Source organism: Dictyobacter halimunensis, from assembly GCF_036245075.1.
In genome coordinates, this window is the sequence record NZ_BSRI01000001.1 from 830,163 (window position 1) to 852,658 (window position 22,496).

At 51.2% G+C, this 22,496-nt stretch carries 21 protein-coding genes; 9 read left to right on the plus strand and 12 right to left on the minus strand.

Translation table 11 applies throughout. From position 1 onward, the window contains the following. Window positions 1–22: 22 nt before the first annotated feature. Window positions 23–2,140: a glycosyltransferase gene (locus tag AABA21_RS03500; protein ID WP_338247595.1), complete on the minus strand. Its 2,118-nt coding sequence runs from the start codon at window positions 2,138–2,140 to the stop codon at window positions 23–25. 470 nt (window positions 2,141–2,610) lie between these two features. Then, window positions 2,611–4,518: an adenylyl cyclase gene (locus tag AABA21_RS03505; protein ID WP_338247597.1), complete on the minus strand. Its 1,908-nt coding sequence runs from the start codon at window positions 4,516–4,518 to the stop codon at window positions 2,611–2,613. 463 nt (window positions 4,519–4,981) lie between these two features. Here AABA21_RS03505 and AABA21_RS03510 point away from each other — a divergent pair, with 463 nt between their 5' ends. After that, a complete protein-coding gene (locus AABA21_RS03510) occupies window positions 4,982–5,929 on the plus strand; it encodes a helix-turn-helix transcriptional regulator (protein WP_338247598.1) in 948 nt (315 codons plus the stop codon). On the opposite strand, the gene AABA21_RS03515 is transcribed toward AABA21_RS03510, so the two are convergent. Then, entirely contained in the window at window positions 5,898–6,914 is a 1,017-nt protein-coding gene (locus AABA21_RS03515) for a phosphotransferase (protein WP_338247600.1), read from the minus strand. The genes AABA21_RS03510 and AABA21_RS03515 overlap by 32 nt on opposite strands. A gap of 351 nt (window positions 6,915–7,265) precedes the next feature. Between AABA21_RS03515 and AABA21_RS03520 the strand changes: the two genes are divergently transcribed. The 5 genes from AABA21_RS03520 to AABA21_RS03540 all read left to right on the plus strand — a co-directional run bounded on the left by AABA21_RS03520 (window position 7,266) and on the right by AABA21_RS03540 (window position 11,259). Further along, window positions 7,266–7,847: a dihydrofolate reductase family protein gene (locus AABA21_RS03520; protein WP_338247601.1), complete on the plus strand. Its 582-nt coding sequence runs from the start codon at window positions 7,266–7,268 to the stop codon at window positions 7,845–7,847. Between the two features lie 121 nt (window positions 7,848–7,968). Continuing rightward, complete coding sequence (locus AABA21_RS03525; RefSeq protein WP_338247602.1) at window positions 7,969–8,730, plus strand: DUF5694 domain-containing protein; 762 nt, start codon at window positions 7,969–7,971, stop codon at window positions 8,728–8,730. A gap of 190 nt (window positions 8,731–8,920) precedes the next feature. Next, window positions 8,921–9,376, plus strand: a complete 456-nt coding sequence (locus tag AABA21_RS03530) for a carboxymuconolactone decarboxylase family protein (protein WP_338247603.1) — start codon at window positions 8,921–8,923, stop codon at window positions 9,374–9,376. A gap of 739 nt (window positions 9,377–10,115) precedes the next feature. Next, entirely contained in the window at window positions 10,116–10,724 is a 609-nt protein-coding gene (locus AABA21_RS03535; RefSeq protein WP_338247604.1) for a P-loop NTPase family protein, read from the plus strand. Between the two features lie 70 nt (window positions 10,725–10,794). Next, window positions 10,795–11,259 (plus strand): ClbS/DfsB family four-helix bundle protein, encoded by a 465-nt coding sequence (locus AABA21_RS03540; protein ID WP_338247605.1) that lies wholly within the window; start codon window positions 10,795–10,797, stop codon window positions 11,257–11,259. A gap of 121 nt (window positions 11,260–11,380) precedes the next feature. On the opposite strand, the gene AABA21_RS03545 is transcribed toward AABA21_RS03540, so the two are convergent. From AABA21_RS03545 to AABA21_RS03565, 5 genes are all read right to left on the minus strand, one after another. Next, window positions 11,381–12,226 (minus strand): LLM class flavin-dependent oxidoreductase, encoded by an 846-nt coding sequence (locus AABA21_RS03545; RefSeq protein WP_338247606.1) that lies wholly within the window; start codon window positions 12,224–12,226, stop codon window positions 11,381–11,383. A gap of 145 nt (window positions 12,227–12,371) precedes the next feature. Beyond that, a complete protein-coding gene (locus AABA21_RS03550; RefSeq protein WP_338247607.1) occupies window positions 12,372–12,659 on the minus strand; it encodes a zinc ribbon domain-containing protein in 288 nt (95 codons plus the stop codon). Then, complete coding sequence (locus AABA21_RS03555; protein WP_338247608.1) at window positions 12,578–13,747, minus strand: RNA-guided endonuclease InsQ/TnpB family protein; 1,170 nt, start codon at window positions 13,745–13,747, stop codon at window positions 12,578–12,580. The genes AABA21_RS03550 and AABA21_RS03555 overlap by 82 nt, the downstream gene beginning before the upstream one ends. Next, window positions 13,686–14,336 carry an IS607 family transposase gene (locus tag AABA21_RS03560; RefSeq protein WP_338250992.1) on the minus strand — a complete coding sequence of 217 codons (651 nt, stop codon included), beginning with the start codon at window positions 14,334–14,336 and terminating at the stop codon, window positions 13,686–13,688. Before AABA21_RS03560 ends, AABA21_RS03555 begins: the two co-directional genes overlap by 62 nt. 185 nt (window positions 14,337–14,521) lie before the next feature. Further along, the gene (locus AABA21_RS03565) at window positions 14,522–15,757 is read right to left on the minus strand and encodes a serine hydrolase domain-containing protein (RefSeq protein ID WP_338247609.1); all 1,236 of its coding nucleotides are present in this window, start codon (window positions 15,755–15,757) and stop codon (window positions 14,522–14,524) included. A gap of 225 nt (window positions 15,758–15,982) precedes the next feature. On the opposite strand from AABA21_RS03565, the gene AABA21_RS03570 reads away from it, so the two are divergent. Both AABA21_RS03570 and AABA21_RS03575 read left to right on the plus strand, forming a co-directional pair. Then, on the plus strand, window positions 15,983–16,528 hold the full coding sequence (locus AABA21_RS03570; protein ID WP_338247610.1) for a non-canonical purine NTP pyrophosphatase: 546 nt from the start codon (window positions 15,983–15,985) through the stop codon (window positions 16,526–16,528). A gap of 173 nt (window positions 16,529–16,701) precedes the next feature. Then, on the plus strand, window positions 16,702–17,934 hold the full coding sequence (locus tag AABA21_RS03575) for an oxygenase MpaB family protein (RefSeq protein WP_338247611.1): 1,233 nt from the start codon (window positions 16,702–16,704) through the stop codon (window positions 17,932–17,934). Between the two features lie 68 nt (window positions 17,935–18,002). Here the strand turns inward: AABA21_RS03575 and AABA21_RS03580 are convergent, their stop codons facing one another. From AABA21_RS03580 to AABA21_RS03595, 4 genes are all read right to left on the minus strand, one after another. Beyond that, window positions 18,003–18,875, minus strand: a complete 873-nt coding sequence (locus tag AABA21_RS03580; protein ID WP_338247612.1) for a proline iminopeptidase-family hydrolase — start codon at window positions 18,873–18,875, stop codon at window positions 18,003–18,005. Then, window positions 18,872–19,174: a YciI family protein gene (locus tag AABA21_RS03585; RefSeq protein ID WP_338247613.1), complete on the minus strand. Its 303-nt coding sequence runs from the start codon at window positions 19,172–19,174 to the stop codon at window positions 18,872–18,874. Before AABA21_RS03585 ends, AABA21_RS03580 begins: the two co-directional genes overlap by 4 nt. 83 nt (window positions 19,175–19,257) lie before the next feature. Further along, window positions 19,258–19,983, minus strand: coding sequence for an FAM151A/B family protein (locus tag AABA21_RS03590; RefSeq protein ID WP_338247614.1), 726 nt, complete (start codon window positions 19,981–19,983; stop codon window positions 19,258–19,260). A 32-nt stretch (window positions 19,984–20,015) separates the two neighbouring features. Further along, window positions 20,016–20,795, minus strand: coding sequence for a PHP domain-containing protein (locus AABA21_RS03595; RefSeq protein ID WP_338247615.1), 780 nt, complete (start codon window positions 20,793–20,795; stop codon window positions 20,016–20,018). Window positions 20,796–21,145: 350 nt separating this feature from the next. On the opposite strand from AABA21_RS03595, the gene AABA21_RS03600 reads away from it, so the two are divergent. Then, on the plus strand, window positions 21,146–22,351 hold the full coding sequence (locus AABA21_RS03600; RefSeq protein WP_338247616.1) for a serine hydrolase domain-containing protein: 1,206 nt from the start codon (window positions 21,146–21,148) through the stop codon (window positions 22,349–22,351). Window positions 22,352–22,496 lie beyond the last annotated feature (145 nt).

A 22,496-nucleotide genomic window follows, 5' to 3' on the forward strand; every position in this document is an offset into this window, starting at 1 on the left:
GTCTCGTAAGTGTTGGCCCGCTTTATCTGCCAGGGATAAAGAATAAATTAAAGATATATATCGAATGGAGCTGCAGATCAATGATCGTCAATACAGTGGCGCAAGCGACTTGCCATAAAGATCCCTTGATAAAGAGTAGCACCTTCCACAGACCATACTTGCGATTGTCATACAGATGACCCAGGATGCAAACCCAGAGAATACAAGTATAGAATATGATGTTGGCTGTGGCAAACCAGTGATAGATGGCAGCTCCCCCACCTACAAAAAGTAACGAGTAGGCGAAGGTGAAAATCGTGATGAGTGTGTATGGTAGCAGAACACGGTTGGGCATGGGTTTGATGCTTGCTTGCCCCTTTGGTGTGACGCGAAATGGCAGTTCTTTCTTGAAGATGGCGCTGATCGTTGCCATGACAACACCCAAGAACATCCAGGGCCAGCTAACCATGGGGAAGACAACGGTTTCCCAGCTTAAGACTTTTGCGTTGCTCGGTCGTAACCATCCCTGTCGCTGAATCCACCATACTATTAATAGACATGCGAAGGTTGTCGCGGCGTAATGTAGCAGAAAATCTGGATACGTTACATTAGCGAAGGCGGTTTGTGTGATCAGAGCGATCAGGGGCAGCAAACTGATGGCAATCATATTGCCCGAAGATAATGGATACCATAACTGCGCGAAAAAGAATTGAAGCTTGAGCCGCAAGCGTAAATGTTTCCAATAGATCGGTGTCAGTGTCAAAAGTAGCTTGGTAAGACTGCGGCTCCATTGAAATTCCTGTGTGACGCTATCGGCGAGACATTCTGCGCCGTCTCCATGTGCGATAGCATTGAAAGCAAAGGCACCGCGCCAACCATAGGCGTTAAAGAGCAGCGTTGTCGAATGATCCTCGGCCAGCTCTGGTCCCAAGCCTCCGATCTCTTTTAAGGCGCTAGTACGTACGGCATAGTGGCTTCCAATGCAAAGAGGAGCAAAGCCATAGCTGTGTCCTGCTTGCATGGCCCCGTGTAGACCAGCTTCCGTATACAGGCGGGCACGTGATACCCACGAGGAGGAGGCGTTGGCGTCACAAATACTGGGTGCGGCCACATAGCCAACAGCAGTATTATAGAAAGGCGCTATCATATGGGTAAGGTAATCTGGCTCTGGCACATGATCGGCATCCAATTGGGACACGAAATCATACTGGCGATAAGCACAGGTATCATAAAAATACGCCAGATTGCCTTCCTTGCTTTTTTGCCTGCGCGGCCATGACACGTTTTGATAATCTGGCATGTTTTTGCGACAAGAGACCCAGATGCCATTCTTAATACACCACTGCATAACTTCTTCGGACGGATCTTCGTCTGCGAGCCAGACATCGAATGGGCGGGGAAAGTTTTGCGCCTTCATAGCCATAAGCGTCTTTTCGATAATGGCCCACGGCTCAGATGGCGCTTTGGTGACGACCATCGCCACACGTCCTTCAGGCAAAGGCAGTGATGGATCAGGCTCATGCATGCGGGCAACAAAAAAGAAATAGTATCCCGGTAGAACGGTCGACCAGAGTAACACCAGGCTGTTGATAATCATACCAGTACGCGTCACGACATGTTCTGGCTGGAGCCACCAGTTCCAGAAAAAAACGAGTGAGACTATCCAAAGTGCTAACAAAATAAAAAACATGACCTTCTGCTGCTGGCTCATCACGCTCTTCAGATAAGAGGAGTGGGTACCCTTGCGATGACGCTGGTTGACTTGCTCACTATCTATAGATAGTTGCTTATGCAATTTTCTCTGCGAGAGAGCCTCAATCCTCGGCATGAGTCGCGTATTGATGATTTCGATCGGGTGGGCTGGCATACGTGTGGTCTCCGTAGAATCCCTCATAGGATCCTGAGTGTATGCGCTCTCCCCATCACGAATTTGAAGCGCAGGAGGGTGTACAGTCTGCACGTCATAAATCGAAAGGGTCGGGAGATTCAGCGTTTCCAGCAGTTCAACAGCCGGAGGATCAGGAGCTTCCCCTGGTAGATGTTCTTCAATGTCTGCTGGAACATCAGACTGTTCAGGTTGTTCTTGCGCTTGCTTGAATAATTGAGATGTACGTATAAATTGAAACTGCGATTGGTGATCTTTGTTAGAAAATCTCTGCATATAAAGGCACCTTCTTCCCTCCAAAAAATCCTGCGTGACCATAAAAAAACATATTTATTTATATTCTCTTATTAGGAGTTGCAGGAGCGAAGGATTCTTCCATTACTTTGTAATTACGATATTATTCAATACTTATGAGACATGTACATGTGAAAAATACATCTTTTGATTAGAAAATCAAAAAAATGGTTAAATAAATTGTGTATGTGCCTCTTTAAATCGCGCAATATATGCGGTCTTACATACATTGCTATCGTTGAATACGTATTACTAGCTTAACAGTAACGAGTTTAACTTAAATGTACCTATTTGGGGATTGCTACATCATCTTGAGAGAATATATGCTAAAAAATCTAACCAGGAATAGAAAAACGTTATAGATTTGTAGACCAGAAATGCAACAAGCTCCGTCTGTGGAGACGGAGCTTGTTAAGAGGTGATGAAAGACACTCAAAAGAGGTATCAAGCCGTTACGGATAGCTCACGACGGTAACCGGGGTATCAGGGTTGGCTTTGGTCGACGAGCCGCCAGCATCGTTGACGACATGCAGGATACCACCGGAACCGCTCGTGGAGAGGAAGATCGTAAACAGATCGTGCAAGCTCCCTGTCGGTAAAGTGGTGGGCACTTCAAAGGCGTGCGCAGCGTAGATGTCTACCCCCTGGTTAAAGAAGCTGTAGCTACCCATGCCATAACCATTGAAGCTGGTCACCTGATTGCCTACTTTAAAGGCAGCCCAGCCATCGACACCTGGAGCCTCCATCCACGCAGCCTGGCTGGGTGGATCATAGGGCATCTCGTTCTGGAAGAAGATGTCGGTACCACCGTTGCCGTTCCAAATCACCTCGTACTTCTGATAGTGCTCAACGAAGAGGCCGTACGCGGTCACGTTGTCACCGTTGACGATGACACCGGTATCGGCGGTATTGTCGTTCCAACCTACGCCGTTACCATGATCGGCTCTCCATGCCCAGATGTCATCAAGGATGACATTGTCGCTGTTGACGACGAGACTGGTTGTTGCTTTGCCGGGTTGGGCGCCACCGATGCGGAAGAAGACATCTTGCAGAGCGGTTGGATCAGAGGCGTCATGGTCGCTACGGGCGTGTCCATCACCAACCTGTAACAAAACCGGAGAATTCTTTGCGCCTGCGTCAAAGATTATCCCTGAAATCGAGACGCCTTTGGCGCTGGCAACCGTCATCGCCGCAGTGCCGTTGTCAGGGATCAGCGTTGGGAAGCCGAGTCCCAATACGATAGTATCTGGACGCGTCACCTGGATGCTCTGCGTCAGATGATAGACACCTGGAGTCAGAATAAGGTTACGGCCAGACTTGACTGCATCATTGATCTTCTCAACGGAGTCAGTCGGTTTGGCGATAAAGAATTTGTTGATCGAGATGGATGATCCAGGGGTTGTGCCACTGGCCCAGCTCGTCCCCGAAGAGTTACGCTGCACCGAGGGCACAAAGACGTTATAGAGCTTATTCGCGTCCATATACAGGTATGGCGCCTCACGCGTCACCGGACTGGTCGCCAGCGTGGTGTAGGGGCCACCACATGAGGACTGCGCGGGAAAGCATTGGACAGGAGCGCCAATGACACCAGAGAATACTTGGTTCCAGACGCCGTTGCTCCAGCCACTGAGCTTGCTGTTCCTGACAAAAAACTGCTGCTGTGAACCGTTCACCACGTTGCCATCGAACTGTGAATCCGCGATGAAACCGCCACTGGCATATGAGGGGCCGCTACAGTAATCCATCAAGGTGGTGGACCCTTTGACATGGACGCGCCGCATCGGCGCGGCCTGCGACACAGCCCAGAATTCACCGCTGTAACAACCAGCGTTCGGAGTGGTCACATTGATACTCAGGTTCGACAGCGAGCGCCAGAAGTTATCGAGCGCGATACAGTTGTTGGCACCGAAGCACTGGTTGCGTACATCAACGGAGCCGTTGATAACTACATCGTTCGGCGAGAGTCCGAGCCCCGCTACCTCCGTGTAGTAGCCGACCTGAAAGTTGAGGGGATTGCTACTGGACCCATACGTGCCGGGTTCAAATAGTAAAGCGTAACGCTGGGTTCCAAATTGATTGGAGATCTGCTGGCTTGCCACCGCGTTGACCGTGGCCTGGATCTCGCTCTGTGGCATGCTCGGATTAAAAATATACACATTTGGCCCAAAGTCAGATTGACTGGGAGGCACCAACTGGGCTGCCAGCGCGGTTCCACTGGTGGTCAACAGCGCCCCGGCGATACCGCCGCTGACCATCACACACATCAAAGCTAGCAAAGCTCCAATAGTGTAGGTGCGCCGCTTCTTCCATGATGCTGGCTGTCGATGCCGTCGGGATAGGAAAGCACAAAAACTGCTCATCTCCGTATCTCCTCATCTGTAATTTGCCGCATCTATGCGGCTCTTTTAAAGAAAATCAAAACATAGTTATTTTTCAATAACAGAACACAATACCCGGATCACCTCGCACACAATATCACCTAGTATAACATGAGAAACCGGTTTCTGCAATATGAATACAATAGAGAAAGAGATACCTTTCCTGCACCATCATATCTGAAACAGACACTTCGAGCTCCCCATTCCTTGACTCTACGCGCCTGTGGCACTCACAAGATTTATGCAGATGGAGCACAATTGGCGCTGAAGCGCCAATTGTGCTCCATCTGCATAAAAAGATTGGAGGCGTCAGCGCCTCCATGCTGACAAGATACTATTAAATACCATAGAAATCCTGACAACATTTGGCAGGATTTCTATGGTATACTTGCTCTTGTCTTAAAAACAGGCTATCCCATACAACAATACACATTGGAGGGATTCCTTGCGAGCAGATCGACTTCTCTCACTTCTATTGCTCTTACAAACAAAGGGGCGCATGACCGCGCAGGCCCTGGCTGAGCAGTTGGAGGTTTCGGAGCGCACCATCTACCGCGATATCGAGTCGCTCAGTATGGCAGGTATACCGCTCTATACTGAGCGCGGACCGGGCGGTGGCTGCGAACTCCTGGATGGCTATCAGACAAAGCTGACCGGGCTGACTATCGCAGAGATACGTGCCCTTTTTCTGTCTGGCAACTTCAATTCCTTGACGGATCTTGGATTGAACCAGGTGCTAGAGGATGCCCTGCTTAAACTTTCGGCCGCTCTCCCGGCTACCTCTCGCATACAGGCAGAGCAAGTTCGCCAGCGTATCCATATAGATACAACGCAATCAACCTGCTCAAGCCAGATCCACTCACATCTGGAGCTAATCCAGGAAGCGCTCTGGCAGGACTGCACGCTGCAGCTAACCTATGGATATAGCCAGCGAAACATCGATCCGTACGGCCTTGTCTCAAAAGCCGGAACCTGGTATCTGATCGGAGCAAGCGCGGGTACGCTACAGGTGGTGCGCGTTCCCCATATCCAGAGCATCCAATTAACGCAACACCACTTCACACGTCCCAATAACTTCGATCTTGTAGCCTATTGGGATCAACATGTCGCGCTGACCAGCAATCGCTCCCCAATGACAGGCAGAGGCAGCCGAATTTTTAAAAAAACGATATTAAAAACCAATCAGGCAGCCGCTACGCCGCAAAAAGCTACCTATCCTACCAGTACTCCTTATAAAAAAAAGACTTCGCTCCATCTGCACGCCATGACAATCACTTTGGCCCCTATAAAAAAAACGCAAAATGATATGGCATGTCCTGTGTATAGCGCCGGCGCACCATGGAACCTCTCGCAATCACTGCTTAATCCTGACCAGGCTTGTCCAGGAAGGTAAGGACACGCTGGATGTTGGACTGCGCGATTCCCATCATGATTTCTCGTTCAGGAAAGTCGCCGTCCAACAAGCGCAGGGGCCCCGCCACCAGCGACAGGTACATGGCGAGTGCGTAAAACTGCATTCGCTGCTCATCCAGATCATTCACGCACAGGTATCGGTAATACTCACCGAAGCGCAGTTGCAGGAAAACATGCTCCCATTCGACATCGAAGAACATGGTTCCCTCGATATCGATCATAACCGGATCACCTCGCTCATCTACGAGCACGTGATCCGGCCCAAGCTCCCCATGAATAAGGCTATACTCATGGCGTGGGCACACAGCACTCGCCAGTGCATGAATCTTCTCGTCTAGCCGCGCGCGCACCTGCGCTATACGCTCAACTCTTGACGCAGACTCAGCAAGATCTCGCAGTGCGCGATTCAGCAGGATCTGCTCACACGATCGCTGCGGCTGGGGATCGCCAGGATGTTCCACCAACGCAACCTTACCGGGACACTTCCCCCGCTGTTGCCGCATAACCTGTAAAGCAGCACCGAGACGCTTGAGAGAGGGTTCCGCCCCCTGCGGATCGCGATGGAGCAGGGCCTCTAGCGTGCCTCCACGCACGTCTTCAACCACGGCGACATCGTCGGCGATATGGCGCCGGCTCCGGTCAAGAAAATAGACCCGCGGCGTACGTACACCAATAGCGTTCAACTGCGCATGGCTAGCCTCGAAAAGATCGCTGCCAGAGGCGCTTGAGAGCGGATCAAATTTATCCATCTCCTGATCGCCGTGCGCCGCTGGCCAGTAATTCTCCTCCTCATTCCAGACATAGAGGATCGCGGTAGATGCATCGTCAAAAGTCAGGCGGTACACACCCTTTTTGCTACCACCTCGTAGCCGCTCCACTGTATCCAGGCGACGCGCCGAACCAAAGGTCGCGCCAACAATGCCAGTTAACTGCTCCTTCTGAACAAACTTGCGTGTTACATCCATGTGCTGCCTCCGTAGAAAATGTTTCTCGCCTTGCATGATGATTTTGCGCTCAAGCAACGACGCTATTCACCATCACGACAATTCAAACTGATCCAATCATAAGGGACCCATTCTACTGCCCACCTCATGATGTGTCAATCCGCTAAGTGTAGCTCCATTATTGATGATTTTTCATCGCAGGCCCGCATGTATGCTGTGAGAGAAGCAAGATGCGAGAAGTTTTTTCACATCATTGATGGTATGCTAGAGCAAGTATCGGGATCATGAAAGACAAATTACTATCCTGGTGGAAATAGAAAACATATCTAGCCATGCTTTACATAAAGAGCGCAACATAAGGAGGAATCTTTCATGGGTAAAATCGTTGCCTTTGTAAATTTGACACTCGATGGGGTTATGCAGGGACCGGCAGGACTGGATGAGGATCGCCGCGACGGCTTCAAACACGGTGGCTGGGGGGCTCCCTACGATGCAATGGCACAGACCGGGGACAGTAAGTCCAACACCAACGCTCTGTTATTGGGCCGACGAACATATGAGCAATTCTACTCTGTCTGGCCTCACCGGACAAATAATCCCTATACCGAAGTGCTTAACAACACACAAAAGTACGTTGCCTCTACGACCTTACAGGAGCCACTTCCATGGGTCAATTCCACGCTGCTGAAAGGTGACGCGGCAGAGGCTATGTCCGCGCTCAAACAAGAAGCCGATAAAGACTTCTTGATCATGGGCAGTGGCGTGCTAATCCAATCGTTGATGCAACGCAACCTCATCGATGAATATGTGCTCTTGATCCATCCCCTGGTACTGGGATCGGGACGCCACCTCTTCCCCGACGGTGGCTCATTCGCCCAACTTCAACTCATCAAAACCAAAACCACCAGTAGCGGCGTCATCATCGCGACCTACCAACCTGCTTCTGATGTATAATAAAAGCCCTACATACACATTCAGCAATACAAAAAAGGGAGCGAGAAGATATACCATAGGATTTCTACGAGCCAGGTGAAGAGTGGCCGCATGAAACTCTGACTAACGTTGGGGAGCTACAATGAAACAGATCCTTTCAAAGGAACAGCCAATAATCTTACTGCTCGGGTGCAGCCATTGGGCCAATCATAATCGCGATGTCTTTAACGTTCAACACGACAATATGCTTACACCTGAAAGACAAAGCGAAATCCAGGTATGCATAGAAAAACTCAAACGCTTCCAACCCACAAAAGTCGCCATTGAGGTTGCAACTGAACAATCTCATGATATCAATGAACAGTATCATAGCTACCGCGCTGGAAACTTTCAGCTTTCGGCCGAAGAATATCATCAACTCGGCTTCCGTATCGCTGCCGCCTACCAGCATGAAGAAATGTATGCGATCAATTGGAATGAGTCGCTTGGGTTTGACTACGGCCTGGACGTCGTTTATGAGTTTGCCCAAAAACATCAACCTGAAATCTACAAGCAATTGACAGGAGATGGACGGAAAAACCTGGAACAGGCACAGGAACGTCTGAGCCAGGCTACTGTGTGTGAGCAACTACTAGAAATCAACGATCCGGCCAATTTAGCGCGCGATCACCAGGCATACCTGACAATGGCACGTATCGGCACTGGTAAACAGTATGTCGGCATCGGCTGGGTACAGGGCTGGTATGCACGCAACCTGCGCATCTTCGTCAATCTCACCCGCATCATCACATCACCCTATGACCGCGTCCTGGTAATTTATGGTTCAGGGCACATCCCCTTGCTCCACCAATTTATCCACGACTCGGGCCTCTATAAACTTGATGCAATCAGTACCTATCTATAAAACCTTCATCCTCATCGTTTTAAACATCACCATCTATATGGTCACATTCTTACGTTCTGCTCCGTCAGTGTGGTGGCAACGAAATTTGATGCCCGTTGATCGAAACAAATTGCTACTCATCAATTTGCGATGTTTCTTTAGAGATGTTGTGCATCTCTAAAGAACCCAATACTGAAGGAGATTTTTCATCATGCAAGCACGAATGAGCAACCCGGCAATGCTTCTCCCCGACGCTATGGATTCTATTCTTACCCTGCTCAAAGCCACCAGAAAGGGTGGCGTGCCATCGAAGACACTTGAACTTGTCCACCTGCGGACAAGCCAGATCAATGGTTGCAGCGCCTGCGTTGACTCAGGCGCCCGCAGCGCCAAGAAGGCTGGCGAGACGGATGAGCGCCTCTTCGCCGTAGCGGCCTGGCGCGAGACACCTTACTTCACCGACGCCGAACGAGCCGCCCTCGCGCTCGCCGAGTCCGCCACGCGCCTGGCCGATCGCCCGGACCCGGTGCCAGATGCCATCTGGGAAGAGGCAGCGCGCCATTATGACGAGAAAGGGCTGGCCGCCATCGTCCTCATGATCGCCACCACTAACCTGTTCAACCGCCTCAACGCCACTACCAGGCAGGTGGCGGGCCAGAACTGGTAGCGATCCTTTCTCAGATTAAAATAAACAGAGCGCAGACGCCGCAAGAACCATATGCAAAAGCATTAACCACACGGGTTGGACTGTGTGGTTAATGCTTTTGCATAGCATAAAATCTGTTGTCGTTTTTACAATTTTCACTTTTAAAACGCGAGTTTAATTGACGCATCTCTTTCTTTCCTGTTATACTATAGGTATATATTTTCTATGGAGGATCTAACATCTATGCCGGTACAGCGCTAACTCCATCCTGTTTCATTTGATAGAGATGAAACAGGCACTATTCTTCCTGATCACATACAATGTATCTTCTATGGAGGGGTTGCTCAACATACTCCTCGTTTTTATTGTGTGGGCTCTGTTTATTGCTTCTCTTACACAATACTACACCCCAAAGAGATACAGTGTATCGTGCATTCGGGCAGCGGCAGATGGTGCCTGGGGGTATGGAGAAGCGCCACAAATAGAGATGTTTGATCGGAAATCCGCAACGAATCTGTCGTTGACATTTCCTCTTTGCGTCGCCTCACATGCGCATTTGATTACGTTGAAGTTGATAGCCAGACCTCTTCATAATCTCTTTTCCCACCACTTGTCCCTGCTCAATGCTACTACAAGCAATATTGGTTGCCTGTGTGCCCTCTCGGCAGAGAGGAATGCATCAGCAATAAACCGTAAAGCAATGATCACACAGTTACAGGTAATAAACCAGCGTAACCGTTTTGAAGAGGAAAGCAAACATATGGTCAAAGTCCATATCATAGGCGGCCCAGGTAGCGGAAAAACGACGCTCGCACAATGTATAGCCGCCAGATTTCAGGTCCCCCACTACAACCTGGATAAGGTAGGTTGGAAGCAGGTCAATGAGGTGGATATCGCTGAACAGTCGGGCTGGGTCACCGAGGGCATCTATCTCATCTTTACAGAAGCTATGCTCTATCACGCCGACTACATTGTACTTCTTAACGCGCCCCTGCCCGTGCTGATGCAGCGGATGGTACGCCGCCATGTCTTGAACAGCCTGCGTGGCACCCAGGATTATCCTGGCCTCAATGGCATCAAGCTGCTCATCAAACTGATGAAGGATACGCGCCACTACTATCTCAATCAAAGCGATAAGGAGGTTCCCTCGGCAAAGAGCCTCCAAAACTATATTGAGCAGCACGCTGAGATTGCCAGTCCACCTACAAAAGAGTTCATGAGCGAGTATGTCTCCACATACAGAGAATTTATCATACCTCCTACGGCTCAATTCGTCACCGACTACCTTGAGAGGTATAAGGAAAAAGTCATCTTGATCAATGATCGCGCAGATAGAGATCGTCTGTTTGAGCTTCTCATGAAACTGTAATTCAGACTTTCACCACATTGCAACCCATAGTAAGTAGCGCATTCATTCTATGCATGAAAGGATCGACACAATGGCAGCAGAAAATAGACAATTCACCCGACAGGATCTCCTGACAGCGATTGAGCAGGGGTGGCAGCACTATCTATCACATTTACACGAGCTATCTGAAGAGAAACAGACCCTTTATGCCCGGCAACAGGGATTTGCTCGCATTCAGGATGTGTTAGCACATGTGCTAGCCTGGTGGGAACGATCTATGCAGAGATCACTCCAGATTATCAGTGGTCAGATCGTTCCACGCGCTAACGATATGGATGAATTCAATGCAGGGGTGGTGACGCAGTACCAGCAATGGACACGCGAAGCCATCGAGGCCAAATTTGTGGAAACCCTGACCACCTTTGAACGTTTCCTCAAAGAGCTACCCGAGAGCGCATTTGAGAACGAGCGCATTCAACTCTGGCTACGTATCGACGCCATTGACCATTATGAGGATCATCGCTTGCCTAACGCTCCCAGATTGCAGCTAGCATAAGCGCTCATCCAAACGCCTTCACGACCTTTATTGTTTCGTTAGCTCTTGAAGGAAAGGTGAAGAGAGGCAATAAGCACGTATTGCGCTTGCTGCCTCTCAAAAATAACGTTTGAGAATAGGCTCAGGATCGTGGTGGACCCTGATGAATGCGCTGGCGAACCTGTCCAAGCGTGTGCTGAGGATAGAAGCTCTCCAGCCACCAGGTGGCGCCAGCTTCGGCAAATGCCGCAACCTGCGCCACATCCTGAGCTTTGTCGGTACCACTGGTCAGTCCCCCGGCTACTACTTCGAACTGGGTCGTCTGCGTACGATGAGCATGGACGTAGCCAAGGATCTCGCGGAAATCATCTGGCGTGAGATCGCGGCCAGGCATCAGCGGGAAAACGCCATCCCACTGTGCAGCGCGGCGAAACGGCTTTTTGTTGGGCCAGTTGCCCGCGACCCAGATCGGGATGCGCGGCTGCTGGACAGCTTTGGGCAGAAATTGTACCTCTGAGAGCTGATAATGTTGTCCCTGATAGCTGACTTTCTCGCCGCTCCACAGTCGGGTCAGAACCTCCAGGCTTTCATCGAGCATTTCACCATGCACCCTGGCATCGGTGATCTCGCCGAAAGCGCTATACTCTCCGCTGCGGTCACTACCCAGACCAATACCAAGGATCAGGCGTCCTCCCGAAAGCTGATCGAGCGTCACCGTTTCGCGCGCCAGCTTCCAGGGACGACGACGCGGCAAAGGCGTGACCATCGGACCGATCTTGATACGTTTGGTGCGCAACGCAATCGCGGACATCAGGATCCAGGGATCGGCAACTACCAGCGTTTCTGACGATCCTGCCAGCTTATAGTTGATATGATCCCAGATAAAAAAACCATCCCAACCCGCTTCCTCAGCCTCATGTGCCAGTTCGGCTACGACAAGAGGATCACTAAAAGGGCCAAAGTGGGGAATGTCGAGAGCAAATCGCATTGGTGATATTCCTTTTTCGCTTCAATATAACATCTATAGATTCTGCTCCGATGTTGATACGCAGATGTGTGCAGCAAGCTGGCACATCTGGCAAATTTCGTTGTTCCTGCTTCATTGACCACTGCCATCGCACCGGGCCTTGAGATCAGCTACCGGCTTCGGTCTCACGCGGCCTCCACAGGCGTTTTTCCGTTGGGCCTGAGCCACTATCCACAACGGGAACGAGAAGCGCTTCTTGAAGAATGCGGCGGGCTTCCCGTTCCAGGTTCAGCGCCGCATTCAAATCGCGGTCCATCACCAGACCGCATTTCAGGCAGCAATAGGTGCGGTATTTCAAGGGCATGCGCTTCTTCACATGCCCACATCCAGAGCATCTTTTGGTTGAGGGGAAGAAGCGATCCACCACGATGGCTTGCCCCCCCACGGCCTGCATTTTTGTCTCAAAGAACTGCAACAACTGGCCAAGCCCGGCGTCCGCCATCGCTCTGGCGAGCTTGCGGTTCTCAACAGGCCTTTGACGTGCAGGTCTTCCAACCCCACGACGCTGCATGTCCGAGCCATCTCGGTGGTGAGCTTGTGCTGGCTATCTCGCCGGATGTTGGCAAGTTGGCCGTGCAAGCGAGCCAGTTTCACCCTGGCCTTCTCGCGGTTCTTACTGCCCTGTTTGCTCTCTTGATCATACTGTTTCCGACTCAACGAGCGCGAGAGACGTTTGAGCTTCTTGATCTGCCTGGACAACGGTTTTTGGTTTTCAAACCGCCTTCCATCGCTGACAATAGCTGCTTCTTTGATCCCGACATCGACACCGAGAATCGGATGGGGATTGACCGCAGGGATGATGGGGATGGCCACCTGAATGCTGACGTACCAATACCCGCTCGAGAGACCAATGGTCGCCCCCAGGATTTTGACGGAGGCACACGGCACCCTCTTGCGCTCATGGCGCCGTTTGCCCTGCATCTGGTTCGGCTGGGGAACCACAAAGCGCAGCGACTCCGCCATGTTGACCTTGCCCAGGCCACGCTTGTACCGGTGCTTGTTGCGGATCTTCTGGGGGAGGGTGCCATGGGCTTGTTGTTTGTCCAGAAGAAACTGACCTAAGACCGGGACCACGATCCAGTGGTCCCCAACCGAAAACTTATCATTGGCGACATAGAAGGATTCCCTCCTCTTGTTCTTCTTCTTGAAGGTGGGGTAGTCATTCTGTCCCTTGAAGAAGCGGGAGAAAGCGTCTCCCAAATCCTCAAAGGCCCCTTCAATCACACACTTGGTGACCTCAAAGGTCCAGGGGAAATCCTTTTCTCGGATTGCCTGGAAGTGTTTCTTGAGCGCGTTGGCCGTGGGCTTCTTCTCCCGCTTGCCTTCCTTGTACTCAGCGTACTGCTTGTTCCATTCTGCCAGGCCCCAGTTGTAGACAAAGCGGCGCGTGCCTGCCGCCCGTCGAAGATAGTCTTCCTGCTCAGGCGTTGGGTGCAGACGAATCTTGTGGGCTTTGATCATGGTCGCTGCCATGGTTGCCATGTGCCAACGCCTCCTTCACCGTTTTTCGATAGTTCCGCAAGCCGTATAACCGGCTCGAGAAGCACTGCAGAATGGTGAGCACATCTTGTGTGAGTTCTTGCTCTGGACTCAACGATTGGGTATTGAGGACAATGAGGTCGCACTGATGCATCACACACAGGTGCTCGATGAGCGGAAACCCAAACCGGACCAGACGATCCTTGTGGGCAATGACCAGGGAACCGATCTCACCAGCAACGATGTCGTCCAGCACGGTGAGAAACTTTTTTCGTTGGAAGTTCAGACCACCGCCGATTTCTTCGATCCACTCATCGACGACAAGACCACGCGCGATGCAGAACTGCTCAAGGTGGTGCCGTTGCTTGAGAAGATCGGGCTTTTGTGCAGGACTGGAAACACGACAATAGACCACACACCGCTTCTTTTTTGCGGTTTTTTCCAGCCCAAGTACCATGGAGAGATCTTCATCGGTATAATAGCGCTGATTGGTAACCGTGCGGTGTGCCTTCAGCCGGCCTTCTCGGTCCCATCGCTGCAAGGTCTTGGGAACAACCCCTATCCGTTTTGCAAACTCACCTGTCGTGTACATACGCGTAGTATAACACACATATACACACCATTTCAACTATCTAGTTCCATCTCCATATCAATGCTAATTATTATGCGCTAGACAAAAACGTTTACACAATTGTGTCCGTTGTGCTGATAAGTCGAAAGGTTCTGGCCTGGAAGCTACAGCTATGTATGCTCCCCTGCCAGTCCATACAGAAATGCTTAATCAGCAATTGCTTGATAAGTCATGGCCAGAAAATCTTCGCCGAGTTGGGTGTAGAATGGGTTTGCGCCCAGCATCTGGGGCAGAATAGTCGCCATCAATTGCTCCTGTGGATCGGCGATCCAGGTGGTGCCAAATGCACCCGGCCAGTAGAAAGAACCTACACTCGGTCCCAACCCGATGCGCCTGGTTCTGACAGCCACACCATAGCCAAATCCCCAGTTGTCCCACATGTTTGCCTCAGGGTCCATATCATAGCGATCGAAGTTGGAAAAAGGATGGGTATGCTGCTCGGGAGTGAGGTAGTCGGTCGTCATTGCCTCCACGGTCTTGCGCGAGAGGATGCGGACACCATCCAGTTCCCCTTTGTTTAGCAACATGAGCCCGAAGCGCTGGTAATCGTCAGCGGTAGAGATGAGGCCGCTGGCGCCAGCGGGAAAGATGGGCGACTCGGCCCAACCGGTGTTCCCTGGATGGTCTCGTACCCCGAAACCTCCTCCAGGCATAGCCGCGTAGAGCGTCGCCAGCCGATCCCGTTTCTCTGGCGCGATCGAGAAGCTGGTATCCACTATCCCCAGCGGCTCAAACAGGCTCTCGCGCAAGAACGTCTCCAGCGGCTTGCCCGTGATTCTGGAGATCAGCACTCCCATGATGTCAGAGGACACCTGGTACATCCAGCGCACCCCCGGCTCATAGATTAAAGGAAATTCACCAAGGCGAGCCATCCATGCGTCAGGAACGAGGTATACCCTGTTGGGAATCTGCAACGCATCAGAAGCGGGTCCGGCAGTCAGCTCGAAGATCTGAGGTCTCAGGCTGGATGCTCCCCATCCAATGCCGATACGATACGTCAACAGATCATGCAGGGTAATTGCACGCGGCGATGGATAGACGTCATCTGGTGAACCCAGCGGATCGCGCATTACCATCCGATTTGCCAGCTCCGGCAACCAGGTATCGATCCGATCGTAGAGGCGAATCCTCCCCTCTTCAACCAGTGTCAACATCGCAACAGTGATAATCGGTTTGGTCATTGAGGCTATGCGAAAAATCGTATCGCGCCTGATAGGGGTTCGCGCCTCTTTATCCTGCCAGCCAATGGTTTCGACATGCGCCTCCTCACCATGCCGATGGATAAGAGCAACGATACCCGCCGTCTCACCACGCTCGACATAGCCCTGCAAAACCCTGCTCAAACGCCCCAGCCGCTCCCGTGAAAGTCCACTCTTCTGCATATGCATACACCTCTTTATATTTTCTCAGTCCAGGGTCATAGAAGCACAACCGCGCCCGTTGCTGCCCCTACATAATACATACGTTTCTTTTTATAGAAGAGTATAGCAGAAGAATGGCGACATCCTTATGTCATAATTGGAGAAATTCCAATATATCCTTTATTCTCATCAATGTCATCCTATTAGTAAGCGTGCGTTCTCTCTAGAGAAATGAGGATTTGTATATTGCAACCACTCACATTCATTACAAGCAACAGAGGCAAAGCAGAGCAGGTAAGCTGGTTTTTATATGGCCCTATCACCCACAAAAAAATTGACCTCGCCGAGATTCAATCACTCGATTTAGCCACCATCATTGAGTGGAAAGCTAAAGAGGCGTATCAGCATGTTCAATCTCCAGTCCTAGTAGAAGACACCTCGCTACGCTTTGGCGCGCTAGGCAAATTGCCGGGTCCACTGATCAAATGGTTTCTGGCGGAATTGGGCACAAATGGACTATGCCGCTTACTCGATAGCTATCCAGATCGATCCGCCGAAGCCACGGTCATGTTTGGTCTGTATAATGGGCAAACGCTCCATACCTTTACCGGCTCCCAAAAAGGCTCGATCGCACTTGCGCCCCGTGGTCAAAACGGCTTTGGCTGGGACTCCATCTTCATTCCCAACGGATCAGAGAAAACCTGGGCCGAGATGACCATCGAAGAACAAAAAGAAGCATCTATGCGCAAGGCAGCGTTAGAAAAACTACGGGCCCATATCAAAAACCCTTAAATATTGGCACAAATCCAATATTAAACAGAGCAGCTTATGCTATAATGCATGAAGATGGGCTAAAGACGTCCACTACTGTAATTGCATATTGTGTAAGTTTACCTCAATTACTCATGTCGTAGGGATGCCACAACGCTTCTCAAGTTGGTATAGCATTAACCAGGAACAGATTCATGGATAGACAACAACCACTGCCTGCGACGCAAACGTCTACGCCCCCAACGAGCCTTATTCGTTTAGAGGAGGCACGGCAGCGCTTTGGAGATCAGAAAGTACAGCTTCTTATTGAGCTGATGTATACCGGTGACACACTTGCTGATGCTGTTATTAAGGAGCTTGAGGAGCTCGGATTCGAAGCGCGCGCAAAGCTCAATAGTGGCATCAAAGAGGGCCTTGAGGTGGTTGAACAGCCTTCGCCAGCAATCCAGGCATTTCTGCAGCAGGTAGAAAGCTATCCTGCATGGGTCGACAAGGAACGCTTGCAGCGTGGCTCTGAGGCATTCTTATCCGTCGGCAATGTCTGGCTCACGTTTTCACTGGGACCGGGATCGCTGACCCATACCTATAGTTCCCCATCCATCGCGCAGGTGCTGGTCAAAACTGGCAACCTGACCACGATGGCGCAGCGCCGCCTGCTGGAAACCGGCGCGTGGAACGTCTCCTCTATCCTTCCAGGTGGGCTATTGCGCGGTGCCGACGGTTATGCCACTAATCTACAGGTGCGATTGCTCCATGCCCGTGTGCGCCAGACGCTGCTCCGGCACAACTGGGATCAACAGGCGCTGGGCACCCCCATCAACCAGGTCGAAATGACGCGTACCTGGCTCGACTTTACCTATGTTCCCTTCAACGCGCTGCATAAATTTGGCATCACTTTTAGCGAACCAGAAATTTCAGACATGTATCACTTCTGGCAATATATCGCCTACCTGCTCGGTATAGATGAGCGACTCTACCGCGACATCGTCGATCAAGCAAGCGCGCAAGAGATACTGGAGCTCATCGATAACACTACGGAGGGGACCAATCAGGATTCCCAGGTGCTGGTGAGAGCCATGCTCGATGCCGTCACCGCCATCCTGCAACCGACCCTCAAGCTGCCCTCATCAATCATATTCGATCTTGTGAGTGCCATTACACACCATCTCCATGGAAACAGGCTCGCCGACCAGCTAGCCATCAAGAAAACCTGGATCAGCGCCCTGATGCCGGTCATCACCCTGATCAATCGCGTTCAACGCGCCTGGAACCGCCGCAGCCCTGTCGCCCGCCGGTGCTTCATCGACCGCACCGTAACGGCCTTCCTGCAGATCCCTCCCTTGCAGGGTTCCACAACCTACCAGCGTAACGTGACCGAGCCAACCCAACAAGAGCTTCCCAAAGCGCTCGTTCAGCAAGCTGAATAGCCCACGACATTTCTCGCCGAACATCTGACACAACAGGACGATATTTAGTTTGAGATCGTCCTGTTGGATTATGCTGGTTCGCTCTGGTGTAAAAATTGTTGGAGCACATCAATATAGCGTTCGGTTTCTTCGGCGTGAGCATAATGGGAGCTTTCCATAAAAACAAGACGCTGAGATGAAGCAATGTGCTCATGCAGAATACTATCTTGTCCAACGGCAATACCATCGTAGGAACCGGCAGTAATCAGGGTTGGCAAGGTAATTTTATGCAGCTGTGGTGTGATGTTCCAATCGCGCAGGACGGCATTCCACATCCATTGATTTAATTTTATATTTCTTTTCTCAGGAGCGCGCGCTTGCAGGAGGTAGTCGGGCCAGGGATCGCAACGGCAGTAGAAGTGCCTGTCGAAATAGGTCAATGCTCGTTGACGAGCAGCATCCCTTTCCTCTCCCTGTACTTTCAGCAGCGTCAGGATGTCGGCCGGTAATTGCTGCCAGATACGTTGCTGCCCGGCAAACATATGTTGAGCATCAGCTGGCGTACTGGCCAGGGTCAGACTGGCCAGCGTTTCCTGTTCGCGCAACGCATATTCAAGGGCGAGCATGCCACCCCAGGAATGTCCAAACAGGTGCACACAATCAAGTTGGAGAGCATCTCGTATCGCGGCAATCTCCTCAAGAAAGATGGAGATGTCCCATGAGATGTCGTCTGGCCTATCGGAGTTTCCACAGCCGAGCTGATCATAAAAAATAACCGGACGACCGGCCAGCGCCAATTGCTCAAGCGGCTGCAGGCTCTCATGCGGGATACCTGGTCCACCATGCAGGGCGAGCACCGGAACACTATCCATTGAGATTGAGTTCACATCCCCCACAATACGATACCAGGTACGATATCCTTTAAAGGGAATGAAGCCTTCGTGGGATAATAAGGTACTCATTCGTGGATGGATTCCAGAAGGATGGTCCAGCGCTCAACCCTGGCGATGCGCCTCACACCTTGTACCAGCCAGGGATCATCGGCGAGACGAGCCTCAAGGGCTTGCTCGCTTTCAGCATCAATGACGAGCAGAACTTTCTCTTCACCACCAAGTGAACCGCCGAGAATTATAAAGCCATCATCGACGAGCACATCCATCAATTGAGCATGCTCATCCCAATGCGCCTGCTCACGCATCGGATACCTGGCATCCCAGTTATCACCACACTCCAGGGTTACCGCGAAATACTGTTTTGGCATCGACATCTCCTTGTCCGTGCAGTACCAGATCTTCCTTAATAGTACCCTGAATACCGGTCAATCTCATTCCTATTTCATGCTTCCTACCACCAATGCAGCGTTTGACCGTTTTCATCCGCACAGTCGTAGCAGACCCTGGTCGGATCGGTGTTCTCTCGCAGCCAGAGTTTCAAATACTTATCCACTGGCTTGCCATCCCAGATCGTCAATGAATAACCATCGTGCTGCAACAACCGGGTCAGTTGTGTCCAGGAAAAAGGGAGCAATCTGGCGTTGACGGGAAACGTCACCTGCTCGAAGTCCTGGCAGAAATTGAGCATGGCGTCAATGTTCTTTTCGGTAAGCGGGGCATACTCGTTGGTCCAGTCTGGGGATAAGATACCCTGCGGATAGAGCTTTTTGCAGGCGGCGAAAAAGCCCATGGTATTAAACTTTGGCGGCATTCCATCGTTTCCTGGCACCACACCGGCGTTGAGCAGAACCGGTTGCCGTAAGCCGCTATCCCTCAGCTTCGTCAGGCAGGGAAGAAGCACCTCTGGGTCCTTCAGGTCCAGCTTAATCCCTTGCCGGGAGTTGGCAACGGTATCGATAAAAGCATCAAAATGAAGATCACTATCCAGAACCGGTGGATGGCCCAGGACAACCTCTCCGTTAGCAGAAAGGATTACATCAACTTCGAGCATCATTATCTGCGGATTATTCAATGTGTCCCGCAGCCGCTGCTGACTGTTGACTGCATGTGCCCAGGTTATATCACCCAGAACATCGATGTCATAATGTTCCTTTAAATAGGACATGACGTCTTTCATGAGCATTACCTTCTTTCCATTGATCAGAAAGCTTAGATAGTATATTCTTCCGGCTGTTGCTGCTTCCAGATACGGACCTGTCGGATACCCGCTTCACGAAGGATATTCTCAAACTTCTTATGAGCCTCGCCTACCTCCTCCGGATAATGAGCATCGGATCCACAGCTAATAGCGGTACCCTGAATGGCGCAGGCCTTCATCAAACGACGAACCACATCAGGATAAGTCAGCACATCAAAGCCATTAAGCTCTAAAGCGACATCACAGCGCTTCGCTTCGGCTGCCAGGGACTCAAGCTCTTGATCAAAGGTGGGTGGGAGATAAGGATTGGTCGTTCGCATGCGTACTGGATGGCTGACAACCTGGAAGAAACCGCTGCTCACCGCTTCGCGCAGTAACTCGAAGTAGCGCAGCCAGAGGACCTCGCCCTTCTCGCGGCCGAAATCTTCTTTCACGCGATCATAATGCAGTGCATCAACGTCATGGATAGAACCAATCAGAAAATCCCACTTATAGCCGCTCAAGGCCGCCTGGATCTCCTCGTTTTTGCCCGGATAGAAATCGACTTCAAGCCCCAGGCATACATCAAAATGGTCGGACTGACCCGCTTCCAATACCTGCTGGCGATACTCCTCCATCGGCAAGATAACCCCTTCCTGCGGCATATGCGCCAGCACGGGACGGCCTTCGAGCGTCTGAGAGATATGCTCGGAGATACCAAATATCTTCAGCCCTCTCTGCTGAGCGGACCGAACCATAGCTTGAGCAGAGGTATAAGAAGTGTGGTTGTGAAAATCAGAAATAATACGCATAGTAATGTGATCTTCCTTCCGTATAAAGCTAGCCACGTCCAACCTGCGTTTCCAAACGTTTTTACAGCATAGTATATAAATATAATAGTAGCATTATTTTACTGTAAAATTCCCAGGACCTGATGTAGGGATAGCGGTATTCGCTAAAGGCAGCTATATCATGAACGCCTCCATCGCTATAGAAATATTCTCTTGTGCATGAAGCAAAATCATGATACAGATAAACAGCCATGCCAAAAAGCAAGATAGAAGAAGAATGTGGGTCTCCAATGTGCTACACTTCCTGTTAAGGCCTTAATCTACCGCAATAGAATTTTTTATATATTGTACACGCGTGGAGGGATTTAGCGATGAGCACAGCAGGCTTGTCCAGGGCGCGACTCGGGCACATGCACGATTTCATGTCCGGCTATGTCGAGCGCGGTGAAATACCCGGTCTCATCACGCTCGTCAGCCGAAGAGGCGAGGTGCATGTTGATGTCATCGGCACGATGGAGTTAGGCTCCGCCGCTCCGATGAGGCGCGACACCATCTTCCGCATCTCATCTATGACCAAGCCCATCACGGCTGTGGCAACGATGATTCTGCTGGAGGAGTGCAAGCTGCGGCTGGACGAGCCCGTTGATCACTGGCTACCCGAGTTAGCCGAACGCCGCGTGCTGAAGCGGCCTGGTGGTCCACTCAATGAGACGGTACCGGCAAAACGATCGATCACTGTGCGCGATCTGCTCACCTTCTGTATGGGTCTGGGACAGATTATGGCATCGCCCGATACCTATCCAATCATGCAGGCCGCGAACGAGCTGCAGATCGGCATGGGGCCGCCCAGCCCTGCGGTGGTTCCCGAACCCAATGAGTGGATGCACCGCCTGGGTCAGCTTCCACTTATGCACCAACCGGGTGAACAGTGGGTGTATAATACGGGGTCCGACGTGCTGGGCGTGTTGATAGCGCGCGTCTCAGGAAAACCATTTGAGACATTCTTGCGCAAGCGCATCTTCGAGCCGCTGGGAATGAAGGACACCGGTTTTAGCGTACCGGAAACCTCTCTCGACCGGCTGGCGACCAGCTATTGGCCTGATAATGCGAGTGGGAAGCTCGCCGTATACGACAATGCCACCAATAGCCAGTGGAGTCATCCACCGGCTTTCCCATCAGGGGCTGGTGGACTGGTTTCGACCATCGATGACTATCTGGCCTTTGCCCGGATGCTGCTCTCTCATGGTAGATACAACAATGAACGCATCCTATCGAGGCTTTCAGTCGAGACCATGACCACTGACCAATTGACGTCAGAGCAGAAGGCCGTATCCAGCCTGGTCCCTGGCTTCTTCGAGAACAATAGCTGGGGATTTGGCGTCTCGGTGGCCACCAGGCGCCACGACATCTCATCGGTACCCGGCCGGTACGGATGGGATGGGGGTATGGGCACGTCCTGGTATTCTGATCCCAGGGAAGAGCTGATTATTATCCTCATGACCCAGTGTGCCCTAGCTTCCTCCAATCCGTCAAACGTTAATTTCGGGACCCTGGCCTACCAGGCAATCGACGATTAAAGACGCCGCTCAAGCCTTCCCGGGCGTGTCATAACACGATTTGCACCACCCTGGGAAGGCTATACAAATGCTCAGTTTATTAGAGGCTGGAAATTGCTGTATTCCCCCTAAATTCCTGTTCAGCTTGCATAGACACAACATTTTC

Excerpts from the sequence above, each read along its gene's own strand:
- AABA21_RS03550 (WP_338247607.1), bottom strand. The coding sequence starts at position 12,659 with ATGCAGGCCGTGGGGGGGCAAGCCATCGTGGTGGATCGCTTCTTCCCC.
- AABA21_RS03595 (WP_338247615.1), bottom strand. The coding sequence starts at position 20,795 with ATGCGTATTATTTCTGATTTTCACAACCACACTTCTTATACCTCTGCT.
- AABA21_RS03585 (WP_338247613.1), bottom strand. The coding sequence starts at position 19,174 with ATGCCAAAACAGTATTTCGCGGTAACCCTGGAGTGTGGTGATAACTGG.
- AABA21_RS03540 (WP_338247605.1), top strand. The coding sequence starts at position 10,795 with ATGGCAGCAGAAAATAGACAATTCACCCGACAGGATCTCCTGACAGCG.
- AABA21_RS03565 (WP_338247609.1), bottom strand. The coding sequence starts at position 15,757 with ATGCAGAAGAGTGGACTTTCACGGGAGCGGCTGGGGCGTTTGAGCAGG.
- AABA21_RS03500 (WP_338247595.1), bottom strand. The coding sequence starts at position 2,140 with ATGCAGAGATTTTCTAACAAAGATCACCAATCGCAGTTTCAATTTATA.
- AABA21_RS03545 (WP_338247606.1), bottom strand. The coding sequence starts at position 12,226 with ATGCGATTTGCTCTCGACATTCCCCACTTTGGCCCTTTTAGTGATCCT.
- AABA21_RS03535 (WP_338247604.1), top strand. The coding sequence starts at position 10,116 with ATGGTCAAAGTCCATATCATAGGCGGCCCAGGTAGCGGAAAAACGACG.
- AABA21_RS03600 (WP_338247616.1), top strand. The coding sequence starts at position 21,146 with ATGAGCACAGCAGGCTTGTCCAGGGCGCGACTCGGGCACATGCACGAT.
- AABA21_RS03560 (WP_338250992.1), bottom strand. The coding sequence starts at position 14,336 with ATGTACACGACAGGTGAGTTTGCAAAACGGATAGGGGTTGTTCCCAAG.
- AABA21_RS03525 (WP_338247602.1), top strand. The coding sequence starts at position 7,969 with ATGAAACAGATCCTTTCAAAGGAACAGCCAATAATCTTACTGCTCGGG.
- AABA21_RS03520 (WP_338247601.1), top strand. The coding sequence starts at position 7,266 with ATGGGTAAAATCGTTGCCTTTGTAAATTTGACACTCGATGGGGTTATG.
- AABA21_RS03555 (WP_338247608.1), bottom strand. The coding sequence starts at position 13,747 with ATGGCAACCATGGCAGCGACCATGATCAAAGCCCACAAGATTCGTCTG.
- AABA21_RS03530 (WP_338247603.1), top strand. The coding sequence starts at position 8,921 with ATGCAAGCACGAATGAGCAACCCGGCAATGCTTCTCCCCGACGCTATG.
- AABA21_RS03575 (WP_338247611.1), top strand. The coding sequence starts at position 16,702 with ATGGATAGACAACAACCACTGCCTGCGACGCAAACGTCTACGCCCCCA.
- AABA21_RS03505 (WP_338247597.1), bottom strand. The coding sequence starts at position 4,518 with ATGAGCAGTTTTTGTGCTTTCCTATCCCGACGGCATCGACAGCCAGCA.
- AABA21_RS03515 (WP_338247600.1), bottom strand. The coding sequence starts at position 6,914 with ATGGATGTAACACGCAAGTTTGTTCAGAAGGAGCAGTTAACTGGCATT.
- AABA21_RS03590 (WP_338247614.1), bottom strand. The coding sequence starts at position 19,983 with ATGAAAGACGTCATGTCCTATTTAAAGGAACATTATGACATCGATGTT.
- AABA21_RS03580 (WP_338247612.1), bottom strand. The coding sequence starts at position 18,875 with ATGAGTACCTTATTATCCCACGAAGGCTTCATTCCCTTTAAAGGATAT.